General features: G+C 70.1%; 25 protein-coding genes. 3 read left to right on the top strand and 22 right to left on the bottom strand.

Translation table 11 applies throughout. The features are described from left to right. Positions 1 to 4: 4 nt before the first annotated feature. A complete protein-coding gene (locus HFP15_RS01875) occupies positions 5 to 625 on the top strand; it encodes a TetR/AcrR family transcriptional regulator (protein ID WP_168510670.1) in 621 nt (206 codons plus the stop codon). On the opposite strand, the gene HFP15_RS01870 is transcribed toward HFP15_RS01875, so the two are convergent. From HFP15_RS01870 to HFP15_RS01800, 15 genes are all read right to left on the bottom strand, one after another. After that, positions 605 to 1,456, bottom strand: a complete 852-nt coding sequence (locus HFP15_RS01870) for an alpha/beta fold hydrolase (RefSeq protein ID WP_168510669.1) — start codon at positions 1,454 to 1,456, stop codon at positions 605 to 607. The two genes, HFP15_RS01875 and HFP15_RS01870, sit on opposite strands and share 21 nt — an antisense overlap. 90 nt (positions 1,457 to 1,546) lie before the next feature. Next, positions 1,547 to 1,906, bottom strand: a complete 360-nt coding sequence (locus HFP15_RS01865; RefSeq protein WP_168510667.1) for a hypothetical protein — start codon at positions 1,904 to 1,906, stop codon at positions 1,547 to 1,549. Positions 1,907 to 1,987: 81 nt separating this feature from the next. After that, the gene (locus HFP15_RS01860; protein WP_168510665.1) at positions 1,988 to 2,170 is read right to left on the bottom strand and encodes a hypothetical protein; all 183 of its coding nucleotides are present in this window, start codon (positions 2,168 to 2,170) and stop codon (positions 1,988 to 1,990) included. A gap of 120 nt (positions 2,171 to 2,290) precedes the next feature. Continuing rightward, a complete protein-coding gene (locus HFP15_RS01855) occupies positions 2,291 to 4,126 on the bottom strand; it encodes a GAF domain-containing protein (protein WP_168510663.1) in 1,836 nt (611 codons plus the stop codon). 92 nt (positions 4,127 to 4,218) lie between these two features. Further along, on the bottom strand, positions 4,219 to 4,707 hold the full coding sequence (locus HFP15_RS01850; RefSeq protein ID WP_168510661.1) for a flavin reductase family protein: 489 nt from the start codon (positions 4,705 to 4,707) through the stop codon (positions 4,219 to 4,221). A 58-nt stretch (positions 4,708 to 4,765) separates the two neighbouring features. Continuing rightward, positions 4,766 to 5,854 (bottom strand): LLM class flavin-dependent oxidoreductase, encoded by a 1,089-nt coding sequence (locus HFP15_RS01845; protein ID WP_168510659.1) that lies wholly within the window; start codon positions 5,852 to 5,854, stop codon positions 4,766 to 4,768. A 114-nt stretch (positions 5,855 to 5,968) separates the two neighbouring features. Continuing rightward, a complete protein-coding gene (locus tag HFP15_RS01840) occupies positions 5,969 to 6,676 on the bottom strand; it encodes an SDR family NAD(P)-dependent oxidoreductase (protein WP_168510657.1) in 708 nt (235 codons plus the stop codon). Then, complete coding sequence (locus HFP15_RS01835; protein ID WP_168510655.1) at positions 6,673 to 7,473, bottom strand: alpha/beta fold hydrolase; 801 nt, start codon at positions 7,471 to 7,473, stop codon at positions 6,673 to 6,675. The genes HFP15_RS01840 and HFP15_RS01835 overlap by 4 nt, the downstream gene beginning before the upstream one ends. 30 nt (positions 7,474 to 7,503) lie before the next feature. Continuing rightward, positions 7,504 to 8,616 carry an LLM class flavin-dependent oxidoreductase gene (locus HFP15_RS01830; protein WP_168510653.1) on the bottom strand — a complete coding sequence of 371 codons (1,113 nt, stop codon included), beginning with the start codon at positions 8,614 to 8,616 and terminating at the stop codon, positions 7,504 to 7,506. Next, the gene (locus HFP15_RS01825) at positions 8,613 to 10,142 is read right to left on the bottom strand and encodes a long-chain fatty acid--CoA ligase (protein ID WP_168510651.1); all 1,530 of its coding nucleotides are present in this window, start codon (positions 10,140 to 10,142) and stop codon (positions 8,613 to 8,615) included. Before HFP15_RS01825 ends, HFP15_RS01830 begins: the two co-directional genes overlap by 4 nt. Further along, positions 10,139 to 11,170 carry an LLM class flavin-dependent oxidoreductase gene (locus HFP15_RS01820; protein ID WP_168510649.1) on the bottom strand — a complete coding sequence of 344 codons (1,032 nt, stop codon included), beginning with the start codon at positions 11,168 to 11,170 and terminating at the stop codon, positions 10,139 to 10,141. The genes HFP15_RS01825 and HFP15_RS01820 overlap by 4 nt, the downstream gene beginning before the upstream one ends. Before the next feature lie 96 nt (positions 11,171 to 11,266). Continuing rightward, the gene (locus HFP15_RS01815; protein WP_168510647.1) at positions 11,267 to 12,238 is read right to left on the bottom strand and encodes a phosphotransferase family protein; all 972 of its coding nucleotides are present in this window, start codon (positions 12,236 to 12,238) and stop codon (positions 11,267 to 11,269) included. Beyond that, complete coding sequence (locus HFP15_RS01810; protein WP_168510645.1) at positions 12,235 to 13,482, bottom strand: acyl-CoA dehydrogenase family protein; 1,248 nt, start codon at positions 13,480 to 13,482, stop codon at positions 12,235 to 12,237. Before HFP15_RS01810 ends, HFP15_RS01815 begins: the two co-directional genes overlap by 4 nt. Before the next feature lie 135 nt (positions 13,483 to 13,617). Next, the gene (locus HFP15_RS01805) at positions 13,618 to 14,418 is read right to left on the bottom strand and encodes a FadR/GntR family transcriptional regulator (protein WP_168510643.1); all 801 of its coding nucleotides are present in this window, start codon (positions 14,416 to 14,418) and stop codon (positions 13,618 to 13,620) included. Then, positions 14,415 to 15,170, bottom strand: coding sequence for an SDR family NAD(P)-dependent oxidoreductase (locus tag HFP15_RS01800; protein ID WP_168510641.1), 756 nt, complete (start codon positions 15,168 to 15,170; stop codon positions 14,415 to 14,417). The genes HFP15_RS01805 and HFP15_RS01800 overlap by 4 nt, the downstream gene beginning before the upstream one ends. 60 nt (positions 15,171 to 15,230) lie before the next feature. Here HFP15_RS01800 and HFP15_RS01795 point away from each other — a divergent pair, with 60 nt between their 5' ends. Beyond that, positions 15,231 to 16,733: a class I adenylate-forming enzyme family protein gene (locus tag HFP15_RS01795; protein WP_210716607.1), complete on the top strand. Its 1,503-nt coding sequence runs from the start codon at positions 15,231 to 15,233 to the stop codon at positions 16,731 to 16,733. Here HFP15_RS01795 and HFP15_RS01790 read toward each other — a convergent pair. From HFP15_RS01790 to HFP15_RS01780, 3 genes are all read right to left on the bottom strand, one after another. Then, on the bottom strand, positions 16,696 to 17,913 hold the full coding sequence (locus HFP15_RS01790) for a cytochrome P450 (protein WP_168510639.1): 1,218 nt from the start codon (positions 17,911 to 17,913) through the stop codon (positions 16,696 to 16,698). The two genes, HFP15_RS01795 and HFP15_RS01790, sit on opposite strands and share 38 nt — an antisense overlap. Positions 17,914 to 17,921: 8 nt before the next feature. Continuing rightward, positions 17,922 to 18,434 carry a PadR family transcriptional regulator gene (locus HFP15_RS01785; protein ID WP_168510637.1) on the bottom strand — a complete coding sequence of 171 codons (513 nt, stop codon included), beginning with the start codon at positions 18,432 to 18,434 and terminating at the stop codon, positions 17,922 to 17,924. Positions 18,435 to 18,505: 71 nt separating this feature from the next. Continuing rightward, entirely contained in the window at positions 18,506 to 20,518 is a 2,013-nt protein-coding gene (locus HFP15_RS01780; RefSeq protein WP_168510635.1) for an alpha-mannosidase, read from the bottom strand. Here HFP15_RS01780 and HFP15_RS01775 point away from each other — a divergent pair. Further along, positions 20,499 to 21,518: an FAD-binding protein gene (locus tag HFP15_RS01775; RefSeq protein WP_210716606.1), complete on the top strand. Its 1,020-nt coding sequence runs from the start codon at positions 20,499 to 20,501 to the stop codon at positions 21,516 to 21,518. The genes HFP15_RS01780 and HFP15_RS01775 overlap by 20 nt on opposite strands. Positions 21,519 to 21,609: 91 nt before the next feature. Here the strand turns inward: HFP15_RS01775 and HFP15_RS01770 are convergent, their stop codons facing one another. From HFP15_RS01770 to HFP15_RS01755, 4 genes are read right to left on the bottom strand one after another with little or no spacing between them, the layout of a single operon-like run. Next, positions 21,610 to 22,101, bottom strand: a complete 492-nt coding sequence (locus HFP15_RS01770; RefSeq protein ID WP_168510633.1) for a DoxX family protein — start codon at positions 22,099 to 22,101, stop codon at positions 21,610 to 21,612. A gap of 13 nt (positions 22,102 to 22,114) precedes the next feature. Next, positions 22,115 to 22,516 (bottom strand): hotdog family protein, encoded by a 402-nt coding sequence (locus HFP15_RS01765; RefSeq protein WP_168510631.1) that lies wholly within the window; start codon positions 22,514 to 22,516, stop codon positions 22,115 to 22,117. Between the two features lie 2 nt (positions 22,517 to 22,518). Next, positions 22,519 to 23,022 carry an FAS1-like dehydratase domain-containing protein gene (locus HFP15_RS01760; protein WP_210716605.1) on the bottom strand — a complete coding sequence of 168 codons (504 nt, stop codon included), beginning with the start codon at positions 23,020 to 23,022 and terminating at the stop codon, positions 22,519 to 22,521. Then, positions 23,019 to 24,383, bottom strand: coding sequence for a cytochrome P450 (locus HFP15_RS01755; RefSeq protein WP_168510629.1), 1,365 nt, complete (start codon positions 24,381 to 24,383; stop codon positions 23,019 to 23,021). The genes HFP15_RS01760 and HFP15_RS01755 overlap by 4 nt, the downstream gene beginning before the upstream one ends. Positions 24,384 to 24,387 lie beyond the last annotated feature (4 nt).

Genomic DNA, 24,387 nt, shown 5'->3' with positions numbered 1-24,387 from the left:
CGTTATGACACTGCGGGACCGGCAGAAGCAGCAGACCCGTCGCAGCCTGCTGGAATGCGCCAAGACCCTGTTCGTCGAGCGCGGGTACGCCGCCGTCACGATCGACGACATCACCGCCGCGACCGGATGCAGCCGGGCCACGTTCTACCTGCACTTCTCCGGCAAACCCGACATCCTGCAGAAGATCGGCGCGGAGACCATGGCGCAGCGCGCGGTCGCCGTCTACGCCGATCTCGACGAGGTGCTCGGCTCCGGCTCCCCCGCCGAGTTCACGCGCTGGATGCGCCGTGCCGTGGCGTGGTTCGAGGCGAACCAGGACATCCTGCCCGCGTGGGACGAGGCGGTCGCACTGGAACCGGACTTCAAGGCGATCGCCCGGCAGGCGGTGGCCGAACTGCCCGCCGCGATGCCCCGCTACCTGGCGAGCTGGGGTCCCGGCCGGCGGCACGAAGCACACCTGCGCATCGAGCTGCTGGTCAGCCAGCTCGAACGGTTCTTCACCCGCTGGGCGGTGCAGGGCACGATCGAGTCCACGGCCGACGAGGCGGCCGTGGTACTCAGCGACATCTGGTTTCCCGCGCTCGTCCCGCCCGAGCGGCGGAAGTCAGCCCAGCACTTCGCGTAGCTTCCGGGCGAACGCCTCGGGCTGGCCGGGGTGGCCGGGCTGAAGGTTGTGGAAACCGCCGTGGTGGCTCGGGAACACCGTCGCCTGCCGGCCGAGCAGCTCCGCCATGGCCACCGAGGTGCGGCCGGTCAGGGTGCCCGCCGACTCCTCGCCCACGGCGATCACGATCCGCGTCGGCGCGGCGGCCAGTGCGCCGAGGTCGGGGCGGTAGGCGCTGACGGCGTCGGACCGGTCCGACAGCAGCGGATCCTCCCGCGTGCCGTCGTCACCGGTGGGCAGGCCGAACATCGCGGGATCGGCCGGCGGCTGGGCGAAATAGTCGTCGGTGAACTCGCCCTGCCAGGAGGTCATCGCGATGAAGGCGGCCAGGCCAGCGCCGAAACCCTTGGCGTCGTAGGCGCTGCGGACACCGGCGAACGCGCGCTCGGCGGCCGCGGCGTCGGGCAGCACGCGCAGCAGCGGCGGTTCGTGCGCCACGAGCGTGTTCACGTCCCGCGGATACGCGGCCACGAGCGCGAGCGAGGTCACCGCGCCGCCGCTGCTGGCGAACATGTCCACCGCGCCGGCGTCCAGTGCCTCGATGATGGCGTGCACGTCGCGTGCCTGTACCTCGGGCACGTGATCGACCCGGCCGTCCTTGCGCTCGCTGCGGCCGAGGCCGCGCGGGTCATAGGTGATCACGGTGCGATCTTCGAAATACGAGGCCAGCGTCGTGAACCCGCCGGCGTCCATCGGCTGGCCGATCATGAACAGCGGGCGCCCGCCCGCGTTGCCCCGCACGTCGTACACGAGGTCGGCCTCGGCCGTGCGGAGGGTGTGTGTGGTCGTCATACGGATAGAGACCCCTCCCCCGGCGAAAACTCACCGATGGGACCCTCTCTCCGGGGGAGGCCGCACTGGGCGATGCCCAGCGCCGGGCGGTCAGCCCTCCAGCCGCCAGCGCTTGGTGGACTCGTCGGCGGCGCCCGCGCGGCGGGGCCGGTCGCGACGCAGCAGCACCGACAACCGCCCGTGGGCGGCAACCAGCTCCGAGGCCGTTTCGTTGTGCCGGCCCGCGCGGGCATGGACGAACGCGCGCTGCAGCGCCGCCAGCGCGGCCGGCTCGGCGGCGGCCAGCAGCGTTCTGGCCGCCGCCGTGGTCTCCGCCAGCCCGTCGAGCATGGCCGCCACCTCACGGGTGTCCGGAGCGACGGTCAGTACGGGCGTGAGCAGCCGTAACTGGGTGTGCAGACGGTAGAGCACCCCGAGCGGATCACCGCTGTGCTCGCCGTTGATGGTCACCGGATCCCTCCCCGACTGGCGGTCTGGCCACCCACGAGACGTGCCTGCCCACCGATCGTGACGGGACGGACCCAGATTGTGTCAGCCCGCCGTCACGTCCTCCGCGACGGCCTGCTCCACCTGCCCGGAATCCCGCCGGTCGCGGTCGCGGTCGTGCCGCGCCGGGTGCTGCTGGGCCGCCGGGCGGTCGTCGCCCGGGCGGACCAGTTCGGGGCCTCCCCATCTTCCGTTCTTCGACTGGTCGTCGATCCGGTGCTTCGCCATCGCGAGCTCCCCTCCTGCATCAACTCATCGAGGCTCCGGCATCGTGACAAAACATTCCCGCGAAATACAAGCCCTCGTAATTCACGCAACTATTTTGAACAATGTTCTCGAGCGAACTCGTCACCAGCCGGCGAGGTCGAGGATCTGAAACGCCATCCGCGCCTGCAGCAGGCAGTCCAGGCCTGAGGGATCACGCCCGATCAGACGTTTGATCTTGCCGAGGCGGTATCGGATGGTGTTCTCGTGCACGCCCAGTTCTGTCGCCGTGGCCTGCACGCGGCCCTCTGCCTGCACGAACGCCCGCCAGGTGTCCAGTAGCGTGTCATCCTGATCACTGCGCAGGGATTCGAGGAAGCCGTGGGCGAAATGCACCGCTTCCTTGACCCGGCCGCTGGAGGCGATCACCCGGAACAGGCCCAGTTCGTCCGCGGTCAGCACCCCGCCGCGCCAGCCGAAGGATCGGGCCAGCTCGTCGATCTCGCGCAATTCCCGGTGTGCCAGCGGGAAGTCCTCCGCCGCCCGGCACACCGCCGAAATCACCGCCGTGTGAATGTGCAGCCGTGGCGACAATGACGAACGCACCTGCCCGATCGTTTCCCGCAGGTCTTCCGGGCCGCCGCCCTCCGGCAGCCGCAGCAACGCGATGACCGCACCGGGCAGGCTCACCGCCGCCGGGTTCGCCAGGCCGGGAGCCGCGGCGAGCCGCCGGATCACCAGCTTCCGGCCCGCGGACACGCTCACGTTCTGCGACCCCGCGTCGAGGACGAACCGCACCAGCACGTGCGGCCGGGACAGGTCCACCCCGAACTGCGGGCCCCGCCGGGCGAGTTGCTCCGCGTCGCGCGTGCTGTGCAGCAGATCGGACAGATAGTCCTCACGCGCCTGGCCCTCGGCCTCGGCCTGGCGGCGCTCCGAGAGGATCTGCAGCGACAGGACGGTGGCCCCGTGCTCGGCGAGTTTGCTGTCGCGGTGTTCCAGGCTCCGCCCGACCTCGACGATGCCGAGATACCCGCTGGGCTGCCCCTCGATGACCAGACGGCACATCAGATGCCGGCGGCCGAGCCCGACCGCCAGCGTGTGCGGCACGACGGCCGACGGGCGGCTCGCGCTCAGCGTCGCCAGCGTCTCCTTGACCGAGGGCAGCTCGCGCACGCGCGGCGCGAGCGCGGGCGCCTCGGCCATCTTCAGCCCCGGGGGCGCGGCCCACGCGAGCACCCGGAAGTCCTCGTCGTAGAGCACCACCGGTTTCGCGGACAGCTCGCCGAGCAACGTCACGACGGTCTGGATGCTCGCGCCGTCGAGCACCGCGTTGGTGAGCTTCTGGTGCACGTCGGCGAGGTAGGCGAGCATGTTCTTCTGCCGCACGACCTGCGCGGCCTTGCGCTTGAGATGCGCGTTGAGCATCGCCTGCCGCAGGAAGATCGCACCGAGTCTGGCGAACAGTTCGGCGAGCGCGACGTCCTCGTCGGAGTACACGTGGTCCTGCTCGACGTTGTCCACGAAGATCAGGCCGATGACCTTGCCGTCGAACACCAGCGGCACGCCGAGCATCGCGCGCACGTGCCAGTACTCCATGGTGCGCCGGTGCGGGCGCGGGTCCCTGGCCACGTCGTTGATGAGCACCGGCGCGGCGGATTCGATCACCTCGCGGCTGAACCGGTCGCCGGGGATGCCCGCCTCCTGCGCCTGCACCGCCGCGGAGATGTCGCCGTCCTGCTCGCAGTACCCGGCCGCGCCGCGGAACCGGTTGTCCTCGCCGCGCAGGTACACCGAGCAGCGGGTTACCCCGAGCAGGTGGCACAGCTGCTTGCCGAGCAGGCCCAGCAGGTTCTCCAGCGGCGTGGTGGTCAGCGCCTCGGTGGTGATTTCGGCGAACGCCGCGATGACCTCGCGCTCCCGGTGCGCGCGCCACTGCCCCTCGCGCGATGTGGGCACACTCATCGTCGAGTCGCGCATCGAAACCGCCTTCACCGGTGAACGCAGGCCGGTCCCACTGTGCCTGACCGCCCCTGCTCACGTCCATGCCCCCGATCGGGCAAAGCCGCACCTCAGCCCGCGATCTCCTCGCCCCTCCAGTGTGTTCCGAACGAGCGGGCGTGGTAGGTCAGTGGTGGCGCGACCGTGCGCTGCGCCGCCTCGACCGCGCCCATCACGACCATGTGGTCGCCGCCGTCGACCACGCTGGAGACCTGACAGGCGAGCCATCCCGCCACCCCGGGAAGCCGGGGCAGCCCGTTCGCCGGTGCCCAGTCGACGCCGTCGAACTTGTCGTTTCCCTTGCCCGCGAACCGTTTCGCCAGTCCGGCCTGGCCGCAGGCGAGCACGTTGAGCCCGAACCGGCCGGTTTCCCGCACGAGCGCGAGCAGGGCCGAGGCGCGGTCCAGCGCGACGAGCACCATCGGCGGCCGCATCGACAGCGAGGAGAACGCGCTCACCGTGGTGCCGTGCGGTCGCGCTCCGTCCATTGTGGTCACCACCGAGACGGGCGTGCACACCCCGGCCATGACGTCACGGAAGTTCTCCGTCAACGCCGACATGGTCCCTGCCTTCCCCGCCTGTGGTCCCCGGCCCGGGCCGGGGACCACAGGCTCCTCGTCACACCGCGGCCGGGGTACGGGCGGTCATCTTGTGCAGTTCCGGCACGACCTTCTCGCCGAAGAGCTTCTGGCTGGCCTCGGCCCGCTCCAGCGGCAGGCCGCCGAAACAGAACGCGACGTTGGCCATGAAGTCCCCGCCGATCTCCCTGCGCTCGGCGTACTTCTCGACGATCTGCTCGGGCGTGCCGTAGACGTTGGCCTCGACGTACGCGCTGGCCGCGGCCTCCATACCCGCCTCGCGGATCATGTCCGCACCGGCCTGGTAGGCCTCGTATCCCCTCGTCTCCCGCCAGTGCGAACCGGCGAAGTCGTAGTGCTTGATGACCGAGAGGAAGTACCGCGAGATGTGCTCGTGCGCGATCGCCTTCGCCTCGTCGGGATCCTCGTGGCAGTACACGAAGTCCTGGATCAGCGCCGGTCCCGGCTCGGTGCCGTGCTCCTCCCGGTGCAGGGCACGCCAGCGGTTGAGTGCCTCGGCGTGCTGCGGGAAGTCGTACTGCATGAACGTCATCATCTGGGCGCCGAGGTGGGCGACCGCCGGGATGGAGTCCGGCGACATCGCGACGCCGAACAGCCGCCCGTCCCAGGACCGCCCGTTCGGGCCGGGCCGCACGTTGACCCGCGGCTGCTTGTAGTACGGGCCGTCGTTCTCGACGTATCCGTTGCGCAGCCCGCGGATGATCATCTCCGCGGCCTCGTCGAATCGTCCGCGCGATTCGTTCATGTCGGTGCGGAAGCCTTCGTACTCCATCTTCGCCAGGCCGCGGCCCATGCCGAACAGCACCCGGCCACCGGACATGTGGTCGAGCATCTGGACCTTCTCCACGACCCGCAGCGGATCGTTCCACGGCAGGATGACCGCACCGGTGCCCAGTTTGATCCGCGAGGTCTGACCCGCGATCCAGGCCATGATCTGCAGGTTGTCCGGGCACATCGAGTAGTCGTCGAAATGGTGCTCAGCCGACCACACCGAATCGAACCCGTACTGCTCGGCCGCCACCCCCATTTTCAGCTCGCGGGTGAACACCTCTTCGTCGCTGACGTTGTCGAACCAGTTCTGGAAGACGAGCAGCATGCCGACGTCCATGGATGAACTCCTTCTCTGTCGTTACTCAAGGGGGCTAGGAAAATGGGCCTGGTGTGCGTCGCACACCGCGAACACGAAGTGGTAAACAAGCGGCTCCTCGTCACGACGACGGCATCACCTGCCGCCCCCGAACGTGGCGAGCAGCCCGCCGTCCACCGGCACCGTCGCGCCCGTCATGTACGTCGAGCGGGCCACCGCGACGATGACCTCCGCGATCTCGCGCGGAGTTCCGGTACGCCCGGCCGGGATCGTGTCGAGAACCCGCTGCCGCGCGCGCTCGCTCAGCCCCGCGGTCATGTCGGTGTCCACAAAGCCCGGCACCACGAGGTTCACCCGGATGCCGCGTGGCGCGAGTTCCACCGCGAGCACCTGGGTAAGCCCGCTCAGTCCCGCCTTCGCCGAGCCGTAGGCGACGTCGCCGGGAAAACCACGCAGGCCCACGACCGCGCCGACGTTCACGACCGCGCCGCCGGAGGGCAGCACCGGTACCGCCGCGCGGCACACCTCGTAGGCTCCGGTGAGGTTGGTGGACAGCACCTCGTCCCACGCACCCCGCTCCAGCCCGTCGATCCGGCCGCCCCGGTGCACGCCGGCGACGTTGACCACGACGTCGAGCGAGCCGAAATGGTCCACCACGGCGTCGATCCCGCGGCCGATGGACTCGGGGTCGGTCACGTCCGCCTTGACCTCCAGCACCCGCTCGCCGAACTCCGAGGCGGGCGAGCGGGACAACGCGGCGACGTTCTCCCCCGCCTCGGCGACGTAGGAGACCACCGCCCGGCCGATGCCGCGCGATCCGCCGGTGACCAGCCAGGTGCTCATCGTGCGAGGAAGGCGGTCAGTTCGGCGAGGTAGGTTTCGCGGTCCTCCAGAAACGGCGCGTGCCCGCAGCCGGGGAACGGCACGAGTGTGGCGTCCACGCACAGCTCCGCCGCGGCCTGCGCGCCGCTGAACGGCACGAACCCGTCCTGGTCGCCGTGCAGGAACAGCACCGGCAGCGCGAGCGAGCCGAGCGCCTTGCGCTGGTCGATACCGGCGAGGTCACGCAGCGACGCGTCGCCACCGGGCCCCATTTCGCAGAACATGCCCCACATCCACGCGACGACCTCCGGGCTGACGGGCTTGGCGCACACCGCGTCCGCCACGCCCTTCAGCGTGGTGGCCCGGTCGGCGGCCAGCCCGGCGAGCACGCCTTCCACGTCCTCGGTGGTGCCGCCGTGCGGCCAGTCCGATGTGGACGTGTAGCGCGGGGTGGCGCCGCCGGTGAGCACGAGACCACCGGCACCGGCGCCGAGCTTCGCGACGGCGTCGACCGCGACGGCCCCGCCGAGCGACCACCCGTTGATCACCGGGGAGCGCAGGCCGAGCCGCGTGCACAGGGCGACCACGTCGGAGCCGAGCGCGTCGATGGAGGCGTCGTCGAAGTCGTTGTCCGACCGCCCGCACGTCCGCAGGTCGATGAGCACGACCTCGTTTCCGTTGGCACGCAGCGCCGGCGCGACCGTGTCCCAGCAGCGCGCGTTGGCGCACCAGCCGTGCACGAGCACGATGGGCCTGCCCTGACCGCTGTAGTGCTCGAAGTAGACGCGCCTGCTTCCCTCGGTTTCCAGATATGCCATCGTGGACTGCCTTCCTGTGCGTGGGACTTCTCAGCTGATCGCGGCGGCCTCCGCGCGCAGTGCCCGGGGCACGACGGGCGGGCGGTCGCGGAATCTGGGCATGACGTGCTCGGCGAACAACTCCATGGACCTGAGCACCTTCTCGTGTGCCAGCCCGCCGAAGCGCATCCAGCAGATGAGGTGCTGCAAACCGGTTTCCTGGTACAGGTTTTCGATCTCGGCGATCAGCCCCGCGGGGTCACCGGCATAGACGACCCCGCTTTCCCGCAGGCCTTCCAGCGTCAGCCCGCCCGCTTCCTCGGACGCGGCGACGAGTTCGGCGTAGCGCTCGTACGTGCGTGGCACCCGCGGCCCGTGCGGCACGAGGTCGAGCACGTTGCGGTAGTACCAGGACAGCGGGCCGGCGACGTCGGCCAGCGCCTGGCCTTCGGTCTCGGCGAGGTGGATCTGCCAGTTCATCGGGAAATCCAGCGACAGCGGATCGCGGCCGCCCGTGATGAGGTCGCGTTTGAACCCGACCACCAGCCGGTTGAGCTCCGGCAGCGTCATCAGGGTCGGCGTGATGAGCAGATTGTCGCGTTGCGCGAGTTCGAAGGTCTGCGGGCTGATGGAGGCGACGTAGATCGGCGGGGTCGGCTTCTGTACCGGGGCGGGCCTGCAGTCCACCGCGTCGATATGGAAATGCTCGCCGTGGTAGGAAAACCGCTCCCCCACCGGTTTGCTCCACAGCCCGCGGATGATCTCCAGCGCCTCGGTGAACACCGCGCGGCTGACGTCCTGCCGGTCCCCGACGCCCATGTTGCGGAACTCGCCCGGCTGGTATCCGCGGCCCGCGCCGAAGTCGAGCCTGCCGCCGGAGAGCACGTCGACCATCGCGTAGTCCTCGGCGACGCGCACCGGCCAGTCGAAGGTGAGGTTGCTGACCGCGATGCCGATCCGCATCCGGCTGGTGCGTTCGGCGACGGCCGCCGCGGCGACCTGGGGCGAGGGCATCGAACCGTAGTCGCTGCCGTGGTGCTCGGCCAGCCACACCTCGTCGAACCCGAGCCGTTCGGCGTAGCCGATCTGCGCCAGCATCTCGCGGTAGGCGCGGCGGAAGTCGTGGTCGGGGCATTCGAGCACATAGAACAGGCCGAATCTCATGCGGGCCTCCGCTCGTACGCGCGCTCCCGCAAGGCCCTCTTGTCGATCTTGCCGACGCTGGTCCTCGGCAACTGGTCGACGACCACCACGTCGTCGGGCAGCCACCACCGCGGCACGTCGAGCCCGGCGAGCAGTTCGGCGGTGTCGACGGGTTTGTCGAGAACCACCAGCGCCAGCGGGCGTTCCTGCCAGCGTTCGTGCGGGACCGCGATCACGGCCGCCTCGGCGACGGCCGGGTTGGCCATCAGCGCGTGCTCCAGCGCGACGGAACTGATCCACTCGCCGCCGCTTTTGATCAGGTCCTTGGCGCGGTCGACGATCTCGAGGTATCCGTCGGGATCGATGGTGGCGATGTCGCCGGTGTGCAGCCAGCCGTCGTGGAAACATCCGGGATGCTCGTCGCGGTAGTAGCGGGTGGCCACCCACGGCCCCTTGATGAGCAGTTCGCCGCGGGCTACGCCGTCGTGCGGCACGTCGCGGCCCTCGTCGTCGGCCAGCCGCCAGCGCAGGCCGGGCAGCAGCCTGCCCTGTTTGCGGATGTAGCGGCGGCGCGCGGCGGGATCGCCCTCGGCCGAGGGCAGCGGACGGGAGAACGTGCCCATCGGGGAGATTTCGGTCATGCCCCAGCCCTGGAACGCGGGCACGCCGAGGCGTTCCTCGATGTCGCGCACCAGGTCCTCGCCGGGCGGCGAACCGCCGAGTACCAGTGCCCGCAGGCTGCTCAGGTCGGCCTTCGCGGCCTCGCGCACCAGGTCGACGGCGACGGTGGGCACCATGCCGGTGTAGGTGACGCGCTCGGCCTCGATGATGCGCGCGATCCCGGCGGGCACCGGATGCGGACCGGGCAGCACCTGGTTGGCGCCGGTCATGGCCGCCGCGAACGGGATGCCCCACGCGTTGGCGTGGAACATGGGCACGACGTGCAGCACGGTGTCGCGTTCGCTGATCGCGTGCCCGTCGGCGAGGCAGGCCGCGAACGTGTGCAGGTACAGCGACCGGTGCGAGTAGGCCACGCCCTTGGGCGGCCCGGTGGTGCCGGAGGTGTAGCACAGCGCGGCCAGGTCGTCCTCGTGCCGCGACGGGCGTTCGGTCAACGGCTCGGCGGAGGCGATCAGCGCCTCGTATCCGGCCTCGTCGATCACCGGCCGGTGCCGTCGAACGGGTTCGACCGAGGGCAGCAGCGAGGTGTCGGCGAAGATCAGGCGGTCGTCGGCGTGGTCGAGAATGTAGCCGATCTCGCCCGGTTCGAGCCGCAGGTTGACCGTGTGCAGTACCGCCCCGGCCAGTGGCACCGCGAAGTACAGCTCGAGGTGCCGGTAGTGGTTCCACGCCAGCGTCGCGACGCGATCGCCGGGCCGCACGCCCAGTTCACGCAAAGCGCCCGCGAGCCGCAGCACCCGGTCGTGGTAGTCGCGGTAGGTGTACCGGTGCACGAGCGCCCCGTCGGTGTACTGCGCGATTTCCTTGCCGGGGAACAGTTCCCTTGCCCGGTCGAGGAAATCGGTGAGCAGCAGCGGGGAGTTCACCGCGCCACCTCGACCGCCAGTCGCTCTCGTACGGCGGGGATGACCTTGTTCGCGAGCAGTTCCAGCCGCGCGGAACCGCTGTCCACGGTTTCTCCGGGCAGCTGCGCCCAGAAGTGCACGTCCTTGACCTGCGGCCGGTCCTTCAGCAGCGCGGTCAGCTCGTCGATCGCGGTCGCCGGTTCCCACAGCTGGAACGCGCCCGCCGCCAGGATCTGGCCCGCGTCGGTGAACTGCGGCACGTCCTCGGGCGGGCCGAACGCGCCCCAGGCGATGTAGTTGTTGAGCTGGTACAGCGCGTGCTCGCCGATGCGGGCCCATTCGCGTTCCGGGTCCTCGGCGATCACGGCCCACTGGCCGGCGTAGATCTCACCGTCCGAAGCGGACTTGCCCACCCGTCCCAAAGCGTCCAGATAGGACTGCTGGTGCGCGTTCTGGGTGCTGAGGAAGCCGTCGGCGATACGGGCGGCGCGCTCGATCGCCGGATCGGCCATCGCGCCGACGAGCAGCTTCGGGGTGCTCTCCGGCAGCGGCGTGATGCGGGTGGAGGGCAGGCTGAACCGCTTGCCCTGGAACGGTTCCGCCGAGCCGGACCACGCGCTGCGGATCAACGCGACGCTTTCCTCCAGCAGGCTGGGCCGGTGCTTCAGGTTCCGCCCGAACGCGGCGAATTCGGGCGCCCAGTAGCCCTGGCCGAGACCGAGATCGAAGCGGCCGCCCGTGAGCAGCGAGACCGTCGCGGCGTCCTCGGCGAGCCGCACCGGGTTGTGCAGCGGGGCGACGATGAGGTTGGTCCCGATGCGCATCGTGCTGGTCCGCTCCCCGATCGCCGCGGCGAGGGTGAACGGGGACGGGGTATAGCCGTCGTCGCAGAAGTGATGCTCGGTCAGCCAGACCGAGCCGAAGCCGATGCTCTCCGCCCACTCGATCTGGTCCAGCGCCTCCCGGTAAAGCCTGCTGAACGGGCGGTGCCACTGGGCCGGATTGCGGAAGTCGTACCACAGGCCGAAGGTGCGTTCCTGTTCGCTCACGCCGTCTCCTTTGTCGACGCTCGGGCTGCCGGTTCAGAGCGTGCCCAGGCCGGTGGTGGTCTGGCCAGAGCGCGAATCGCGTCCGGTTGTGGAGAACTACAAACCGGCGAGCGCGGCCGCGTCGGCCAGCAGCGCAGGCACGTCGTGTTCGAGCCCGGCCGCGTATTCGGTGTCCAGTTGCCCGTCGAGGTACTGCGACCATGCCGCCTCGACGATCGCGGCCAGCTTGAACAGGGCCAGGCACTGGTAGTAGCGGATGTCGCGGACCCGGCGCCCGGTCGCGTCCTCGTAGCGGGCGAGCAGGTGCTCGCGGGGCGGCGCGCCCGGGGCGCGGGAAAAGCCCTGGATCCACGCCATGCCCTGATGTTGCCCCCAGAGGGCGAGGAGCAGGCCCAGGTCCAGCAGCGGGTCACCGATGGTCGCCATCTCCCAGTCGATCACCGCGAGCAGCTTCGGCTCCCGCGCCGAGAACAGGCAGTTGTCGACGTGGAAATCTCCATGCAGCAGCGCGGGCGGGCCGCCTTCCCGGCGTTCGCGCTCCAGCCACTCGGCGAGCCGCTCCAGCGTCGGCAGCGGCCTGCGGGCGATGGAGCGCCACTGCTTGTACCAGCGTTCCGGCTGCCGTTCCAGAAAGCCTTCCGGGCGGCCGAAACCGGTCAGCCCGGCAGCGCGCCAGTCGAGCGTGTGGACGGCCGCGAGCGCGTCGACCACCTGGTCGGCCACCCGCGTCACGGCGTCCTCGCCGTAGGTGGCCGGTAGCTCGCTGGTGAGCGACACGGCGTCCGGGATGTGTTCCATGACGAGTGCGGGTGGGTCCTCGGACAGCGCGACCGGATGTGGCACCGGCACCTCGGTGGGGTCGAGCGCGGTCAGCAGCCGGTGCTCGCGGCTGACGCTGTGCGCCGACGCGGACAGCGAGTGGGCGGGCGGGCGGCGCAGCACGTACGTCACCTCGCCGGTCGAGACCAGGCAGGTCTCGTTGGAGTTTCCGCCGGTCAGGCGCCGCGTGGTCCACGGCCCGGGGTTGCCGGTGCGTTCGGCGAGCCAGCCGGTCAGCGACGCGGTCACCGGGCGGCCTCCGCGGCGGCGCGGCGGGTCGGGATGTGCTCGGTGGGCACGTCGACCGGTTCGTACTGTGCGAGCAGGCGGCGGGCCACGGTCACCCGGTGCACCTCGTCCGGCCCGTCGTAGATGCGCGCCGCGCGCGCCCACCGGTACATCTGCTCCAGCGGCATGTCGGTGGAGAAGCCGAGCGAGCCGTGTACCTGGATGGCTTTGTCGATCACGTCGTGCAGCACGGTCGCGCCGTGGTATTTGATCATCGCGATCTCGGTGCGCGCGTTCTCGGCGCCGACCTGGTCGATCTTCCATGCGGTGTGCAGCGTCAGCAGCCGCGCCGACTCGATCGCGGCCGCGCAGTCGGCGACCCAGTTCTGCACGGTCTGCTTCTGCGCGAGCGGCCCGCCGTGCACGCTGACACTGACCGCGCGCTCGCACAACATGTCGAACGCGCGGCGGCATACGCCGATCCAGCGCATGCAGTGGTGGATCCGCCCTGGCCCGAGCCGTTTCTGCGCGAGCACGAACGCCTCCCCACGGCCGCCGAGCAGGTTCTCGGCGGGCACACGTACGTCCTCGTAGCCGACCTCGCAGTGCGACCACACCGGGTTGCGGTGGTCGGGATCGTTCATCAGGCCCAGCTCGCGCGTCGAGATGCCGGGGGTCCCGGCAGGCACGATGAGCATCGACATCCGCTCCCGTGGCGACGCGTCCGGTTCGGTGACGGCCATGACGATGTGGAAGTCGGCGCGGGATGCGTTGCCCACGAACCATTTCCGCCCGTTGAGCACCCACTCGTCGCCGTCGAGTTCGGCGCGGGTGGTGAACTGACGCGGGTCGGAGCCAGTGCCTTGTTCGGTCATCGAGAACGCGCTGAGCAGTCTCCCGTCGAGCAGTGGCTTCATCCAGCGTTCGCGCTGGTCCTCGGTGCCCGCGATCGCGATCAGCTCGGCGTTGCCGGAGTCCGGCGCCTGGCAGCCGAAGACGTACGGGGCCAGTTCGCTGCGGCCGAGGATCTCGTGCAGCAGGCCCAGGCGCAGTTGCCCGTAGCCCTGCCCGCCCAGCTCCGGCCCGAGGTGCGCGGCCCACAGCCCGTGCGCCTTGACCTCGTCCTGCAGCGGCGCCGCCTGCTTCCGGAACGAGGCGTGATCGAGGTCGAGCACCTCGAGCGGGTAAATCCGCTCCCGCACGAAGTCCCGCGCCCAGTCCAGTTTGGCCGCATAGTCGGGTTCGATCGAGAAATCCCAGGTCATGGCGCCGACGCTAGGGCGCGTGCGTGCGCGCGACCACCGCGTCCTGGCCGCCGCGTTGTGGGGTTCCACAGCGAATCCGGCACGCTGCCGTCCCCGTCGGCCGCAACGTAGCGAGTGCCGTCGCGGGTTCTGCGATCAGATGTGAAACCGCTGCCCAGACTGCATTGCCTGACGCGACATCGAGGCGTTGACGATCGCGTCGTCGAACCGGTCGAGCACGAAGGCTTGGGTGGCCGCGAGATGGACGCGGTAGAGCCGTTCCGCCCTCGCCGCACGGCCCGCGGCGATCTCGGTGACGATCCGCCGGTGCGTGCGCACCGCCTCCCGCGCCTCGGCTTCGGAGGGATACTCGCCGCGCCGGGTGCGTGTCTCCGCCCAGGCCTGCTCCTGCGCCGACCACAGCGTCACCAGACTGCTCACCACGTACCGGATCGTGGTCGTCGGCGTGAACGACACGACGAGATCGTGGAATTCCCGCGCGGTCCGGGTGAAGGCCACGCCGTCCCCGGCGACTTCGGCGCACGCCTCGACGTTGGCGGTCAGCGCCGGGACGACGACCTCCGCACGGTCCTCCCGCCGGGCGCAGTCCGCGGCGCACATCGGCTCCAGCTTCCGCAGGCTTTCCGCCAGATCGGCGAGCGTGACGCGGGCGCCTTCGAGTGCGAGACCGAGGTGGTAGGCCGCGGACGCCTCGGTGGGCCGGTGCACCTCCGCGCCTCCGACGTTGCCGCGCCGGACCGTGACCAGGCCCTCGGTTTCCAGGATCCGCAACGCTTCGCGGACCGAGGGGTAGCTGACGCCGAACTCCTTGACGAGCTGGTCCTGCGTGGGCAGCCGGTAGTCGTCGGCGGCGGCGAGGATCCGCGCACGCAGTTCCTCCGCGACGGTCTCGGCGATGCGGCGCTGCGTGACGCGCGCGTGCGGGGCGGTCGTCATCGCGCTGTCCACCCGCCGTCGACCACGATGGTCTGGCCCGTGACGTAGGAACCCGCATCGCCCGCGAGCCACAACACGGCGCCGACGACGTCCTCGGCGCTGCCCTGTACCGGCAGTGGTGTGTTGCGCCTGAGGTACTCACGCGAGCGCTCGTTGTCATACAGCGGGGCGGTGATCTCGCTGCGGAAGAACCCGGGCGCCACCGTGTTGACCCGGATCGAATGCCGCGCCCACTGCACCGCGAGTTCGGCGGTCAGCCCCGACAGCGCGGCCTTGCTCGCCGCGTAGGACGCCTGCGGGATGCCGGGTATGCCGACGCGGCCGCTGATCGAGGAGATGTTGACGATCGAGCCGCGGCCGGCCTTGAGCATGTGCGGGAAAACGCCTTGGGCGAGCCGGAACGGCGCCAGCAGGTTGAGCTCCATCGTCCGGCGCATCGCCTCCAGCGGTTCGGCTTCGGCGCGCTCCTCGGTGAACATGGAACCGGCCGCGTTGACCAGGATCTCCGAATGTCCCAGCTCCCCTGCCACCGATTCCACCGCGGCACCGAGCCCGTCGAGATCCACGAGATCGCACGCGACGGGGAACCCGTCGATCTCCTCGGCCAGCCGCGCCAGGCGGTCCTTTCTGCGGGCCACCACCGCGACGCGCGCGCCGGCCGCGGCCAGCGCCCGGGCCACCGAGGCGCCGAGACCCGACGACGCACCGGTCACGATCGCCACCCTGCCGTCGAGACCGAACCTGTCCAGCACGCGGCGAGCCTATACGAACAATGTTTACAAGGATAGAGCCACGGTGGTACCAAAGACGACGTGAGCAGCACCATTGCCGGAGTGCTCGACAAGGCGCTGGCAGCGCGTCCGCACGAACCGGCGATCGAGGCGGCCTCCGGCGTCTGGACCTACGCCGGACTCGACGAGCGGGCGCGCGCGGCGGCCGGTGCGTTGTGGTCGCTGGGCGTGCGGCCCGGCGATCGCGTCGCGGCGTGCCTGCCCAACGACCTACCCATCGTCGCGGCTTTTCATGGCGCACAGCGGATCGGCGCGATCTGGGCCGGGATCGGCGAGGCGCTCGCACCGGCCGAACAGCAGGCGCTGCACGATCTGTGCGCACCGAAAGTGGTGCTCGCCGGGCCACGCTGCCACATCCATTCCCCCGGGCGCGTCGATCCGGATCGCTGGGCCGCGCTCGTCGCCTCCGCTCGTCCTCGCCCGCCGATCCGGCTGAACCCGGACGCACCGGCCGGAATCGCTTTCACCAGCGGCACTTCCGGACGTCCGAAGGCCGTGGTGCACAGCCAGCGCAACCTGCTCCTGCCGGGCGCGGTGCTCGTCGCCACCCGCCGCTGGGGGCCGGACCTGCGCAAGGGCGACAGTTTCCCGCTGACGATCCTCAACCTCCTGGTTCTGTCCACTTTGCTCACCGCGCAGGCCGGGGGTTGCGCCGTGGTGATGGACCGCCGGGACACACACGGCGTCGCGGACTGGATCGCCTCGCGGCGGGTCAGCGTGTGGAACGGCGCACCGGCCCAGCTCTACGACCTCGCGCGACATCCCGGGCTCGATCTCGGTTCGCTGTGCGAAGTCTGGAGCGGTGGTGGTGACACCCCGGAGACGGTGTGCCGGGATTTCGCGGCCGCGCACGGGCTGGTGCCTCGCCTCACCTACGGCCTGACCGAGGCGCCCACTGTCGTGTCGATCGATCCGCCGGGCACGCTGTCCCGTCCCGGTGCGAGCGGGCGGGTACTGCCGCAGTACGACGTCGCCGCCTACGACGATTCGGGCACTCGCCTTCGGCCGGGCGAACTCGGGGAACTGCGGCTGGCCGGGGCGGTGCCCTGGGCGTGGACGCCGATGCTCGGACACTGGGAGCGGGGCCGAGTACACCCGGCCGGACCCGGCCCGATCGCCACCGGTGACATCGGAACCGTGGACGCGGACGGCTGGCTGACGGTGCTGGACCGCAAGAAGCTGGTGATCGTCCGCGGCGGGGCGAACGTCTATCCGCTGGAGGTCGAACGGGTCATCGCGAAGCACCCGCACGTCGCGAAGGTCGCGGTGTGCCCGGTGCCCGACGACCGGCTCGGGCAGCGAGTCGCCGCCGTCGTCGAGACCGCCGGTCCCCCGCTCGACGAACCCGCCCTGAGCGAGCTGTGCCGCCGGGAGCTGGCGGCGTACAAGGTGCCGGAGATCTGGTCCCAGGTCGATGCCCTGCCGGTCAACGCGATGGGCAAGGTGGACCGCACCCGGCTGGCCGACCTGGTGGGCCTGCCCCGCGTCACCACACGACGGGCACGTTCTCCACGCCGCCGGTGAGCCGGTTCGACCGGACCTCGATGTCGTCGATGCCGGCGGCGAGCCGCAGGCGGGGGAAGCGCCGGAACAGCGCGGGGAACACGGTACGCAACTCGGTGCGCGCCAGGCTCGCCCCGACGCAGAAGTGACCGCCGTGCCCGAACGCGAGGTGGATGTTCGGCTTGCGTTCCAGGTCGAACGCGTCCGGATCGGGGAACACCGAACCGTCGCGGTTGGCCGCGCCCGCGGAGATGACCACCGCCTCGCCGCGCTCGATACGCACGTCGCCGACCTCGATGTCCTCGCTGGCGTAACGCAAAAGCCCCAGCCCACCCGGCGCCGACATCCGCAGGATCTCTTCGACGGTCTGCTGCGCGAGCCCGCCGGGATCGGCCGCGAACCGGTCGCGCCGGCTCGGGTCGCTGAGCAGGAACAGCACGCCGAGGTCGATCCGGTTCGACGTGGTCTCGTGCCCCGCGAACAGCAGCCCGGCCGCGAGCCGGGTCAGCTCGTCGTCGCTGAACGTCGGGTCGTCTTCTTGCGCCGCGACGAGATCCGACACGACGTCCTGTCCCGGCTCGGCACGCTTGGCCGCCGCGAGCCCGCCCATGTACGCCTTGAAATCGTCCATCGCGCGCTGCGCGTCGTCCCCGCCGTCGAGCACGCCGATCCGGTCCGACAGGTCGCGGAAGTGCGCGCGGTCGGCGTAGGGCACGCCGAGCAGTTCGCAGATCACCAGTACCGGCAACGGAAACGCGAGCAGCTCGTGCAGGTTCACCGGGTCGCCGGGGTTCCGGTCGTGTGCCGCCTGCATGTCGTCGAGGCAGCGCCGCGTCAGTTCCTCGATGCGGTCGCCGAGAAGCCGCATGCGTTTCGCCGAAAAGGCGGGAGTCAGCAGCCGCCGCAGCCGGGTGTGGTTGCGTTCCTCCTCCTCGGGAGTGCCGGACGGGCCCGCCTGGATCGCGGCGCGCGACATTTTGGGCGCGCGGCCGGGATCAGGGTGGGAGCGCACGAGCCTGCGGTCGGCGAACAACTCGCGCGCCTGCGCGAAAGCCGTCACCAGCCACGCCGGATCACCGGCCGGCGTCGTGACCCGCACCAGCGGGCCCTCGCGGCGCAGCACGTCGTAGACCGGCGCCACGTCGAGCACGTTCGGCCGTGGGAAGGGCATCTTCGGCGCGGACGTCAGGGTGCTGGTCATCGGTCTCCTCACTCGTTTCGATCAGTGATGCGCGCCCGGATCCCCGCGGCCCACGCGCGGGCGCTGTCCAGCCCCCGGCCGACTTCCTCGAGTACCAGGCGACTCCAGGGATCGGCCTGCGCCGAGGCCAGCGCCGCGAGCCGGTCCCGTTCACGTTCGAGTGCCCTGTCGCGGGCGGCGAGCACGGCGAGCTGCTCGTCCGGGCGCAGCCAGCCGAAGTTCGCCACGCGTGCGTAGAACTCCCGGTCGTCGCCCGCGAGCTCCTCGGGCAGGTCGGCGAGCATGTCGTGCAGGAACTCCCGGCCCACCTCGGTGATCGTGTAGACGTGCCGTGGTGGTTTGGCCTGCTGCTCCTCCGCGCTGCGCGACACCGCGCCCGCCTCGACGAAGCGGCGCAGCGTGGGATACAGCGAATTCTTCGACAGGGAACGACCGGTCGAGGCCTCGATGTCCTTGCGCAGCTCGTAGCCGTGCATGGGCCCGCGCGCGAGCTTCGCCAGCAGCAGGACCTCGATCCACACCTAGGTCACGTTAACCTAGGGATGGTGAACAAGCAACATGTTCGGTTCGCTTTCCGGTGACCTTTCGCCGTTCATCCCCGGCGCAGCCGCAGCGTCACGATCTCGAACGGCCGGAACGCGATGTCGATCGGCTCACCCGCCGCCCAGGCCGACGACTGGACGGCGGGATCGGCGGATTCGCGTTCCAGCAGGTCGGTCGTCCAGGCGCGGGCCACCGGCTCGGACACCGCGATCCGCGCCCGCGCCCTGCCGCCGCGCGCCTCGTACAGCCGCACGATCAGATCACCGGAGCGGTCCTCCGCCAGCTTGACCGCTTCCACCACGACCTCCGGCGCGGACACCGTGACCAGCGGCGCCACCTGACCACCGCCGGTCACGGTGCGCACCGGAAGGTTGAGCCGGTATCCGGTGTCCAGCGCCTCCAGCACGGTGGGCGCCGGGCGCAGGGCGGTGCGCAGCACGTGCTCGCCCTGGTCGGCGTGCGGGTCCGGGAACCGGGGCGCCCGCAGCAGCGACTGGCGCACGAGCGTGAACGTGCTGCCGCAGGAGCCCCAGCGGCGCGTGATGTCGTGCCCGTAGGTCGAGTCGTTGGCGACCGCCGCGCCGAAGCCGGGTTCGCCGACGTGCACCCAGCGGTGCGCCGCGGTCTCGAACCGCGCCATGTCCCAGGACGTGTTCGCGTGCGTGGGCCGCTGCACGTGCCCGAACTGGATTTCCGAGGACGCCCGGTCGGCGTGCACCGCGATCGGGAACGCGAGCTTGACCAGCTTTTCCTGTTCGCGCCAGTCGATCCTGGTCTCGATCTCCAGTTCCGGCGCACCCTGCGCGAGCCGGAAGGTCTGGGTGAACACCGACTCCTGGAACGAGCGCCGCACCACGAGCGCGTCCCCGGTCTCGACGGCATCGGCCTCGCGCAGTTCGGTGATGTTGTGCCGGTAATGCTCGTTGATGTCCCAGGCGTCCCATTGGTTCGGGGTGTCGCGGCACACCTGCACCAGCGCCGCCGCCTCACCCTCCGCGATCAGCTCACGTCCACTCGCGGTATCCACAAAGGACATCAGAAGCCCCGCACCGTCGAAGGAGGCGCGCACGATCCCGTTGTCGAGCACCCACCCGGATTCCGAAGCGACCGGGGCCACCGATCGCGCCGGGGAACCCGCGGCCGCACCGAGAGCCGGGACCTCGCCTGCCGCGACCGGGGCCGCGTTGAACACGACCGGCGTCGTGCCGGGGCCGGCGAGCGCACGCTGCGCCTGCTCGATCAGCGGGGTCAGCGACGCGGCGACGGCGGCGTAGTTGCGTTCCGCTTCCTGGTGCACCCACGCGATCGAGGAACCCGGCAGGATGTCGTGGAACTGTTGCAGCAGAACGGTTTGCCACGCCTCGTCGAGCGCATCGTAGGGGTAGTCCGCGAGCCCGCGCCAGGCCGCGGTCGCGCTCCACAACTCGGTCTCGCGCAGCAGGTGCTCACTGCGCCGGTTGCCCTGCTTGGTCTTCGCCTGCGAGGTGTAGGTGCCGCGGTGCAGTTCGAGGTACATCTCGCCCGACCAGGTGCTCGGCGCGGGATGCGTCGCCCGGGCGAGGTCGAAGAACCGCTTCGGCGTGCCGACCTCGACCGTCGGCGAGCCCTCCAGCGACCGGGTGCGCGCGGCGGCCTCCATCATCTCGCGGGTCGGGCCCCCTCCCCCGTCGCCGAACCCGAACGGCGCCAGCGAGACGTTCGAGACGCCCTTCTCCGCGTACTGCCGTTGGGCGCGCGCCAGATCCGCGCCGGAGAGATCGGAGTTGTAGGTGTCGGTCGGCGGGAAGTGCGTGAACACCCGGCTGCCGTCGATGCCCTCCCACCAAAACGTGTGGTGCGGCATCCGGTTTGTCTCGTTCCACGAGATCTTCTGTGTCAGGAACGTGTGCGAACCGGCCGCGCGGGCGATCTGCGGCAGCGCCGCGGTGTAGCCGAACGAGTCGGGCAGCCACACGTCATCGGGCTCGTAACCGAATTCGCGCAGGAAGAAACCCTTGCCGTGGACGAACTGTCTCGCCAGCGCCTCGCCACCGGGCAGGTTCGTGTCCGACTCGACCCACATGCCGCCCACCGGCACGAACCGGCCCTCGGCCCTCGAAGACGGTCGCGTGACCGGTGTGCGCGCCGAGCGGGACGGGGCTTCGGTAGTGGTACGCGGCAAGCGGGGCGTGCTGCTCGCGGCGGGCGGTTTCGAGCGCAACGCGGAGATGCGCCGCAAGTACTCGGCCGCGACGCAACCGAATGAGGCCGAGTGGACCGTCGGCAACCCGGGAAACACCGGGGAGGTACTCGCGGCGGTGATCGCCTTGGGCGCGAAGACCGACTACATGGACGAGGCCGTGTGGAACCCCGGCCCGCGTGCGGATCTCGGCGCGTCCGCGTTGTCGGTCGCCCGGCAGTATCCGCGCACGATTTTCGTGAACAGGCAGGGGAAGCGTTTCTGCAACGAGTCGAACTCCTATGTGGAGGTCGGCCGCGCGATGTACGCCAATGACGCCGTGCCCGCGTGGCTGATCTTCGACGACGAATACCGTCGCCGCTATCCGTGGGGCCAGGGGCTGCCCCGGCTCCGCGACCTCGCGTCCGTCCTGCCGGGGCGGATGCCCGCACACCTGCTGAAGGACGGGAAGATCAAGACCGTCGGCACGATCGAGGACTTGGCGCCGCTCATCGGGGCAGACCCGGCCACGCTCGCGGAAACCGTCCGCCGCTTCAACGAGCATGCGGCACGCGGTGAGGATCCCGAGTTCGGCCGTGGCGTGTCGCGGTACAACCACGTGCTCGGCGACCCCGGGAACAAACCGAATCCCGCACTCGGCCCGATCGACACCGCCCCGTTCTACGCGACGGAGATCGTGCCGGGCGATGTCGGAACCTCGGGCGGCGTCATCACGAACGAACACGCACAAGTGCTGGACGAGTCGGGTGCGCCGATCCCGGGCCTGTACGCGACGGGCAACATGACGGCGACGGTCATGGGCCGGACGTACCCCGGCGCCGGCGCGAGCATCGCGAACACGATGGCGTTCGGCTACATCGCGGCCCGGCACGCGGCCGGGTAGCCGGGCTGAGCCGCGCGGCCGGAAGGTACCCGGCGTCGATGGCGAAGCGAAGCAAAGCCCAGACCCTCCCCCAGCCGACGATGGAACCGGCTTACTTGTCTTGCGGTTTGGTCCAGAAGGTCTTGAGCTGGGCCGCCGCCGCGGCGACGCCCAGGCCCGCGGCCAGCGCGGCCGCCTTCGGTCCCTTGAAGCGGTCCGCGCCCACCACTCGGTCGACGCTGAACCGGCCTGGGCCCAGCGCGGCCAGTGCGACGCTGGCGGTGGCGAGGTTGAGCACGTACTCGTACCCCTCGGCGGTGATGAAGAACCCGTTCGGCTGGTGCACGGTCTTCGCGGCCACGGCCATGGTGCCCACGACCGCGGACGCCGCCAGCGGGGTCGCCGCACCAGCCACCAGCGCCGCACCGGCACCGACCTCGACGACCGCGCTCGCCTGGGCCTGTAACCGTGGCTGCTTGAACCCGATCGAACCGAACCAGCCCGCGGTTCCTTCGAGCGACCGGCCGTGCTTCACACCGTGCGCGATCATCGTGCCACCGACGACCGTGCGCAACAACAGCCGCGCCAGATCCTTTCCCGCCACCAAAGCTCTCCCTTCACGCGAGCGCGACACGCGCCGTTCCTGGCGCGAGCCGCGTGCCGTCCTCGGCTTCGGTCCACACGTCGAGGTCGACCACGGTCCGTCCGTCCTCCCGCGACACCCCTGTCACCAGGCCACGTGCCGTGACGACCATGTCCCTGGTGTTGAGCGCACGGAACTCGCATCCTACCCGCAAGATCGTCCCCTCGGGGCCGATCCAGTCACGCAAAACAGTGTGCAGGTAGGAAAGCTGCAGGTTTCCCATGCCGAAAGCACCGGGCTGGCCCGCCGCCCGCCCGGCCTCGTCGTCCATGTGGATCGGGATGAACTCATCGTTGACGGCCGCGTACCGGTTCCAGTTCGCGAAGCCGGTCTTGCGGGTGAACGGGGGAATCTCGTCACCAACTCGAGGTGTCATGGTCAGTACCTGATGAGGGTCATCGTGGACAGCTTCACCCGTTCGTCCCGTTGATTCGTCCAGGTGTCCTCGAACACCGTCATCAGCATCGTGCCCAGCCTTCCTGTTCGTTCCGAGTACGCACCGAGCCTGCGCACCGACGTGATCACGTCACCGGGCCGCATCCGCACCCCGTACTCCACCTCCACCCCGCCGTTGAGCATGTTGCGCAACCCGGGCGGCCGCAGCCCCAGCCCCTTCTCGGTGCTGTCCGGGTCGTATCCGCCGTCGTCGGGAACCGCGGGCCCGTCCGCGCTCATCCACGCGAACGGGTTGAATTCCTCCGGCGCCACAATTCCTTTGTGGATAGTGCGCTCCGCCGCGGTCGCGTCCCAGAACATCGGCGGTGGCGGTTCCGGGAAATAGACCGCGATCGCCCACCGGCGGATGTCCGATTCGGACACCGGGAAACTCACCGTCCGGCTCAGCTCCGCGCCCTGGGCCGCCCGCATCTCATCCGTGATCAACGTTTGACCTTCGCCCTTGCCTTGCGCACCGTCACCGGTTCGGCGAGCCGCTGCTCGTCGCACACGTCCTGCAGCATCTGGATCGTCTCCGCCAGCCCCGGCCCGATCCGCTTGCCCGGTGTGAACGTCGCGGGCAGGCCGCGCATCCCGTTGATCACGCCGGTCGTCGGGTAGTGCGAGGCGTGCCCGGAATCGCAGGCGAAGTCCGGCATCCGGTCCAGCACGTGCGTGAGCATCGTCTTGAACGTCGCGCGCGCCACGTTCGACCCGATGCAGCGGTGCACGCCCAGCCCGAAGCTGGCATGCCGGTTTCCCTTGCGGTCCAGTTTGATCCGGTGCGGATCCTCGAACACCTCGGCGTCCCGGTTGGCCATCGCCCAGGACAGCCACAGCCGCTCGCCTTCCTTGAACCGGGTGCCCGCGATCTCGCAGTCGGCGGAGATGGTGCGGCCGTCGCCGACCGCCGGAGTGAAGAAGCGCAGGAACTCCTCCGTGGCCGGATCCAGCAGCGTGTCCCGTTCCCGCGAGAGCCGCTCCCGCTCCTCAGGATGGTCCGACAGCCATTCCAGTGCGTGCGCGGTGAGCGCGGTGGTGGTGTCGAAACCGCCGCCGATGAGCAGCCCCACCGCACCGAGCACGTCGAGATCACTGGGTTTCTCGCCGTTGATCTCGGCGTTGATGAGCCCGTTGATCAGCCCGGGCCGCGGGTTGGCCCTGATCTGCGCGATCTGCTCGGCCTGGTGCTGCCGCGACGCGATGAGCAACCCGATCACGCGGGGCATGTCGGGCGAGTCCGGTGGCGTGTACACGCTGGCGTGCGCGGATTCGCAGTGCACCGACCAGTGTTCCAGCCGCATCCCGAGCATCGCCATGGTGAGCACCGCGGGCACGATGTTGGCCAGATCGTCGACGAAGTCGATGCGCCCGCTTTCGATCTTCTCATTGAGACAGGCCCGCGCCAGCTCGTCGATCACCGGCCGCCAGCGGTCGACCGCGGCGGGCGAGAGGTACGGGTTCAGCGCCTGCCGGTAGTGCCGCTGCTCGGGCGGGTCCATTTCGAGGAACCCGCCCCGCGGCTGCCCCGTGGTGCGCGGCGGGCCGGGAATGCTGATGCCCCGGTAGCCGCGCTTCTGTCCCTCCACGTCGTTGTCGTTGGACAGGTACTCCGCGCTGCGGGCGAGGTCGAACACCTGCCGGTTGCCGCTGGCGATCCAGTATCCGTCGTGCTTGTCGGTCCACGCGATCGGGCACTTCGCGTGCAGTTCGGTGGCGATCGACTCGAACTCGGTCCGGTAGGTGCTCGAGTGCCGGTCGAAGTCGATCCGGTGTGCCTTGCGGTCCTCGTCATCGACCGTCGTCATCTCC

Origin of the sequence: Amycolatopsis acididurans, from assembly GCF_012328925.1 — a bacterium.
GTDB lineage: Bacteria > Actinomycetota > Actinomycetes > Mycobacteriales > Pseudonocardiaceae > Amycolatopsis_E > Amycolatopsis_E acididurans.
The sequence above is the reverse complement of the archived record's forward strand: the minus strand, read 5'-3'. Positions and strand labels throughout refer to the sequence as shown.

What these genes read in the sequence shown, in the direction of transcription:
- HFP15_RS01755 (WP_168510629.1), bottom strand. Translation starts at nt 24,383, where the DNA reads ATGACGACGGTCGATGACGAGGACCGCAAGGCACACCGGATCGACTTC.
- HFP15_RS01860 (WP_168510665.1), bottom strand. Translation starts at nt 2,170, where the DNA reads ATGGCGAAGCACCGGATCGACGACCAGTCGAAGAACGGAAGATGGGGA.
- HFP15_RS01840 (WP_168510657.1), bottom strand. Translation starts at nt 6,676, where the DNA reads ATGAGCACCTGGCTGGTCACCGGCGGATCGCGCGGCATCGGCCGGGCG.
- HFP15_RS01780 (WP_168510635.1), bottom strand. Translation starts at nt 20,518, where the DNA reads ATGTGGGTCGAGTCGGACACGAACCTGCCCGGTGGCGAGGCGCTGGCG.
- HFP15_RS01805 (WP_168510643.1), bottom strand. Translation starts at nt 14,418, where the DNA reads ATGACGACCGCCCCGCACGCGCGCGTCACGCAGCGCCGCATCGCCGAG.
- HFP15_RS01850 (WP_168510661.1), bottom strand. Translation starts at nt 4,707, where the DNA reads ATGTCGGCGTTGACGGAGAACTTCCGTGACGTCATGGCCGGGGTGTGC.
- HFP15_RS01870 (WP_168510669.1), bottom strand. Translation starts at nt 1,456, where the DNA reads ATGACGACCACACACACCCTCCGCACGGCCGAGGCCGACCTCGTGTAC.
- HFP15_RS01830 (WP_168510653.1), bottom strand. Translation starts at nt 8,616, where the DNA reads ATGAGATTCGGCCTGTTCTATGTGCTCGAATGCCCCGACCACGACTTC.
- HFP15_RS01765 (WP_168510631.1), bottom strand. Translation starts at nt 22,516, where the DNA reads ATGACACCTCGAGTTGGTGACGAGATTCCCCCGTTCACCCGCAAGACC.
- HFP15_RS01875 (WP_168510670.1), top strand. Translation starts at nt 5, where the DNA reads ATGACACTGCGGGACCGGCAGAAGCAGCAGACCCGTCGCAGCCTGCTG.
- HFP15_RS01790 (WP_168510639.1), bottom strand. Translation starts at nt 17,913, where the DNA reads ATGACCAGCACCCTGACGTCCGCGCCGAAGATGCCCTTCCCACGGCCG.
- HFP15_RS01845 (WP_168510659.1), bottom strand. Translation starts at nt 5,854, where the DNA reads ATGGACGTCGGCATGCTGCTCGTCTTCCAGAACTGGTTCGACAACGTC.
- HFP15_RS01855 (WP_168510663.1), bottom strand. Translation starts at nt 4,126, where the DNA reads ATGCGCGACTCGACGATGAGTGTGCCCACATCGCGCGAGGGGCAGTGG.
- HFP15_RS01835 (WP_168510655.1), bottom strand. Translation starts at nt 7,473, where the DNA reads ATGGCATATCTGGAAACCGAGGGAAGCAGGCGCGTCTACTTCGAGCAC.
- HFP15_RS01810 (WP_168510645.1), bottom strand. Translation starts at nt 13,482, where the DNA reads ATGACCTGGGATTTCTCGATCGAACCCGACTATGCGGCCAAACTGGAC.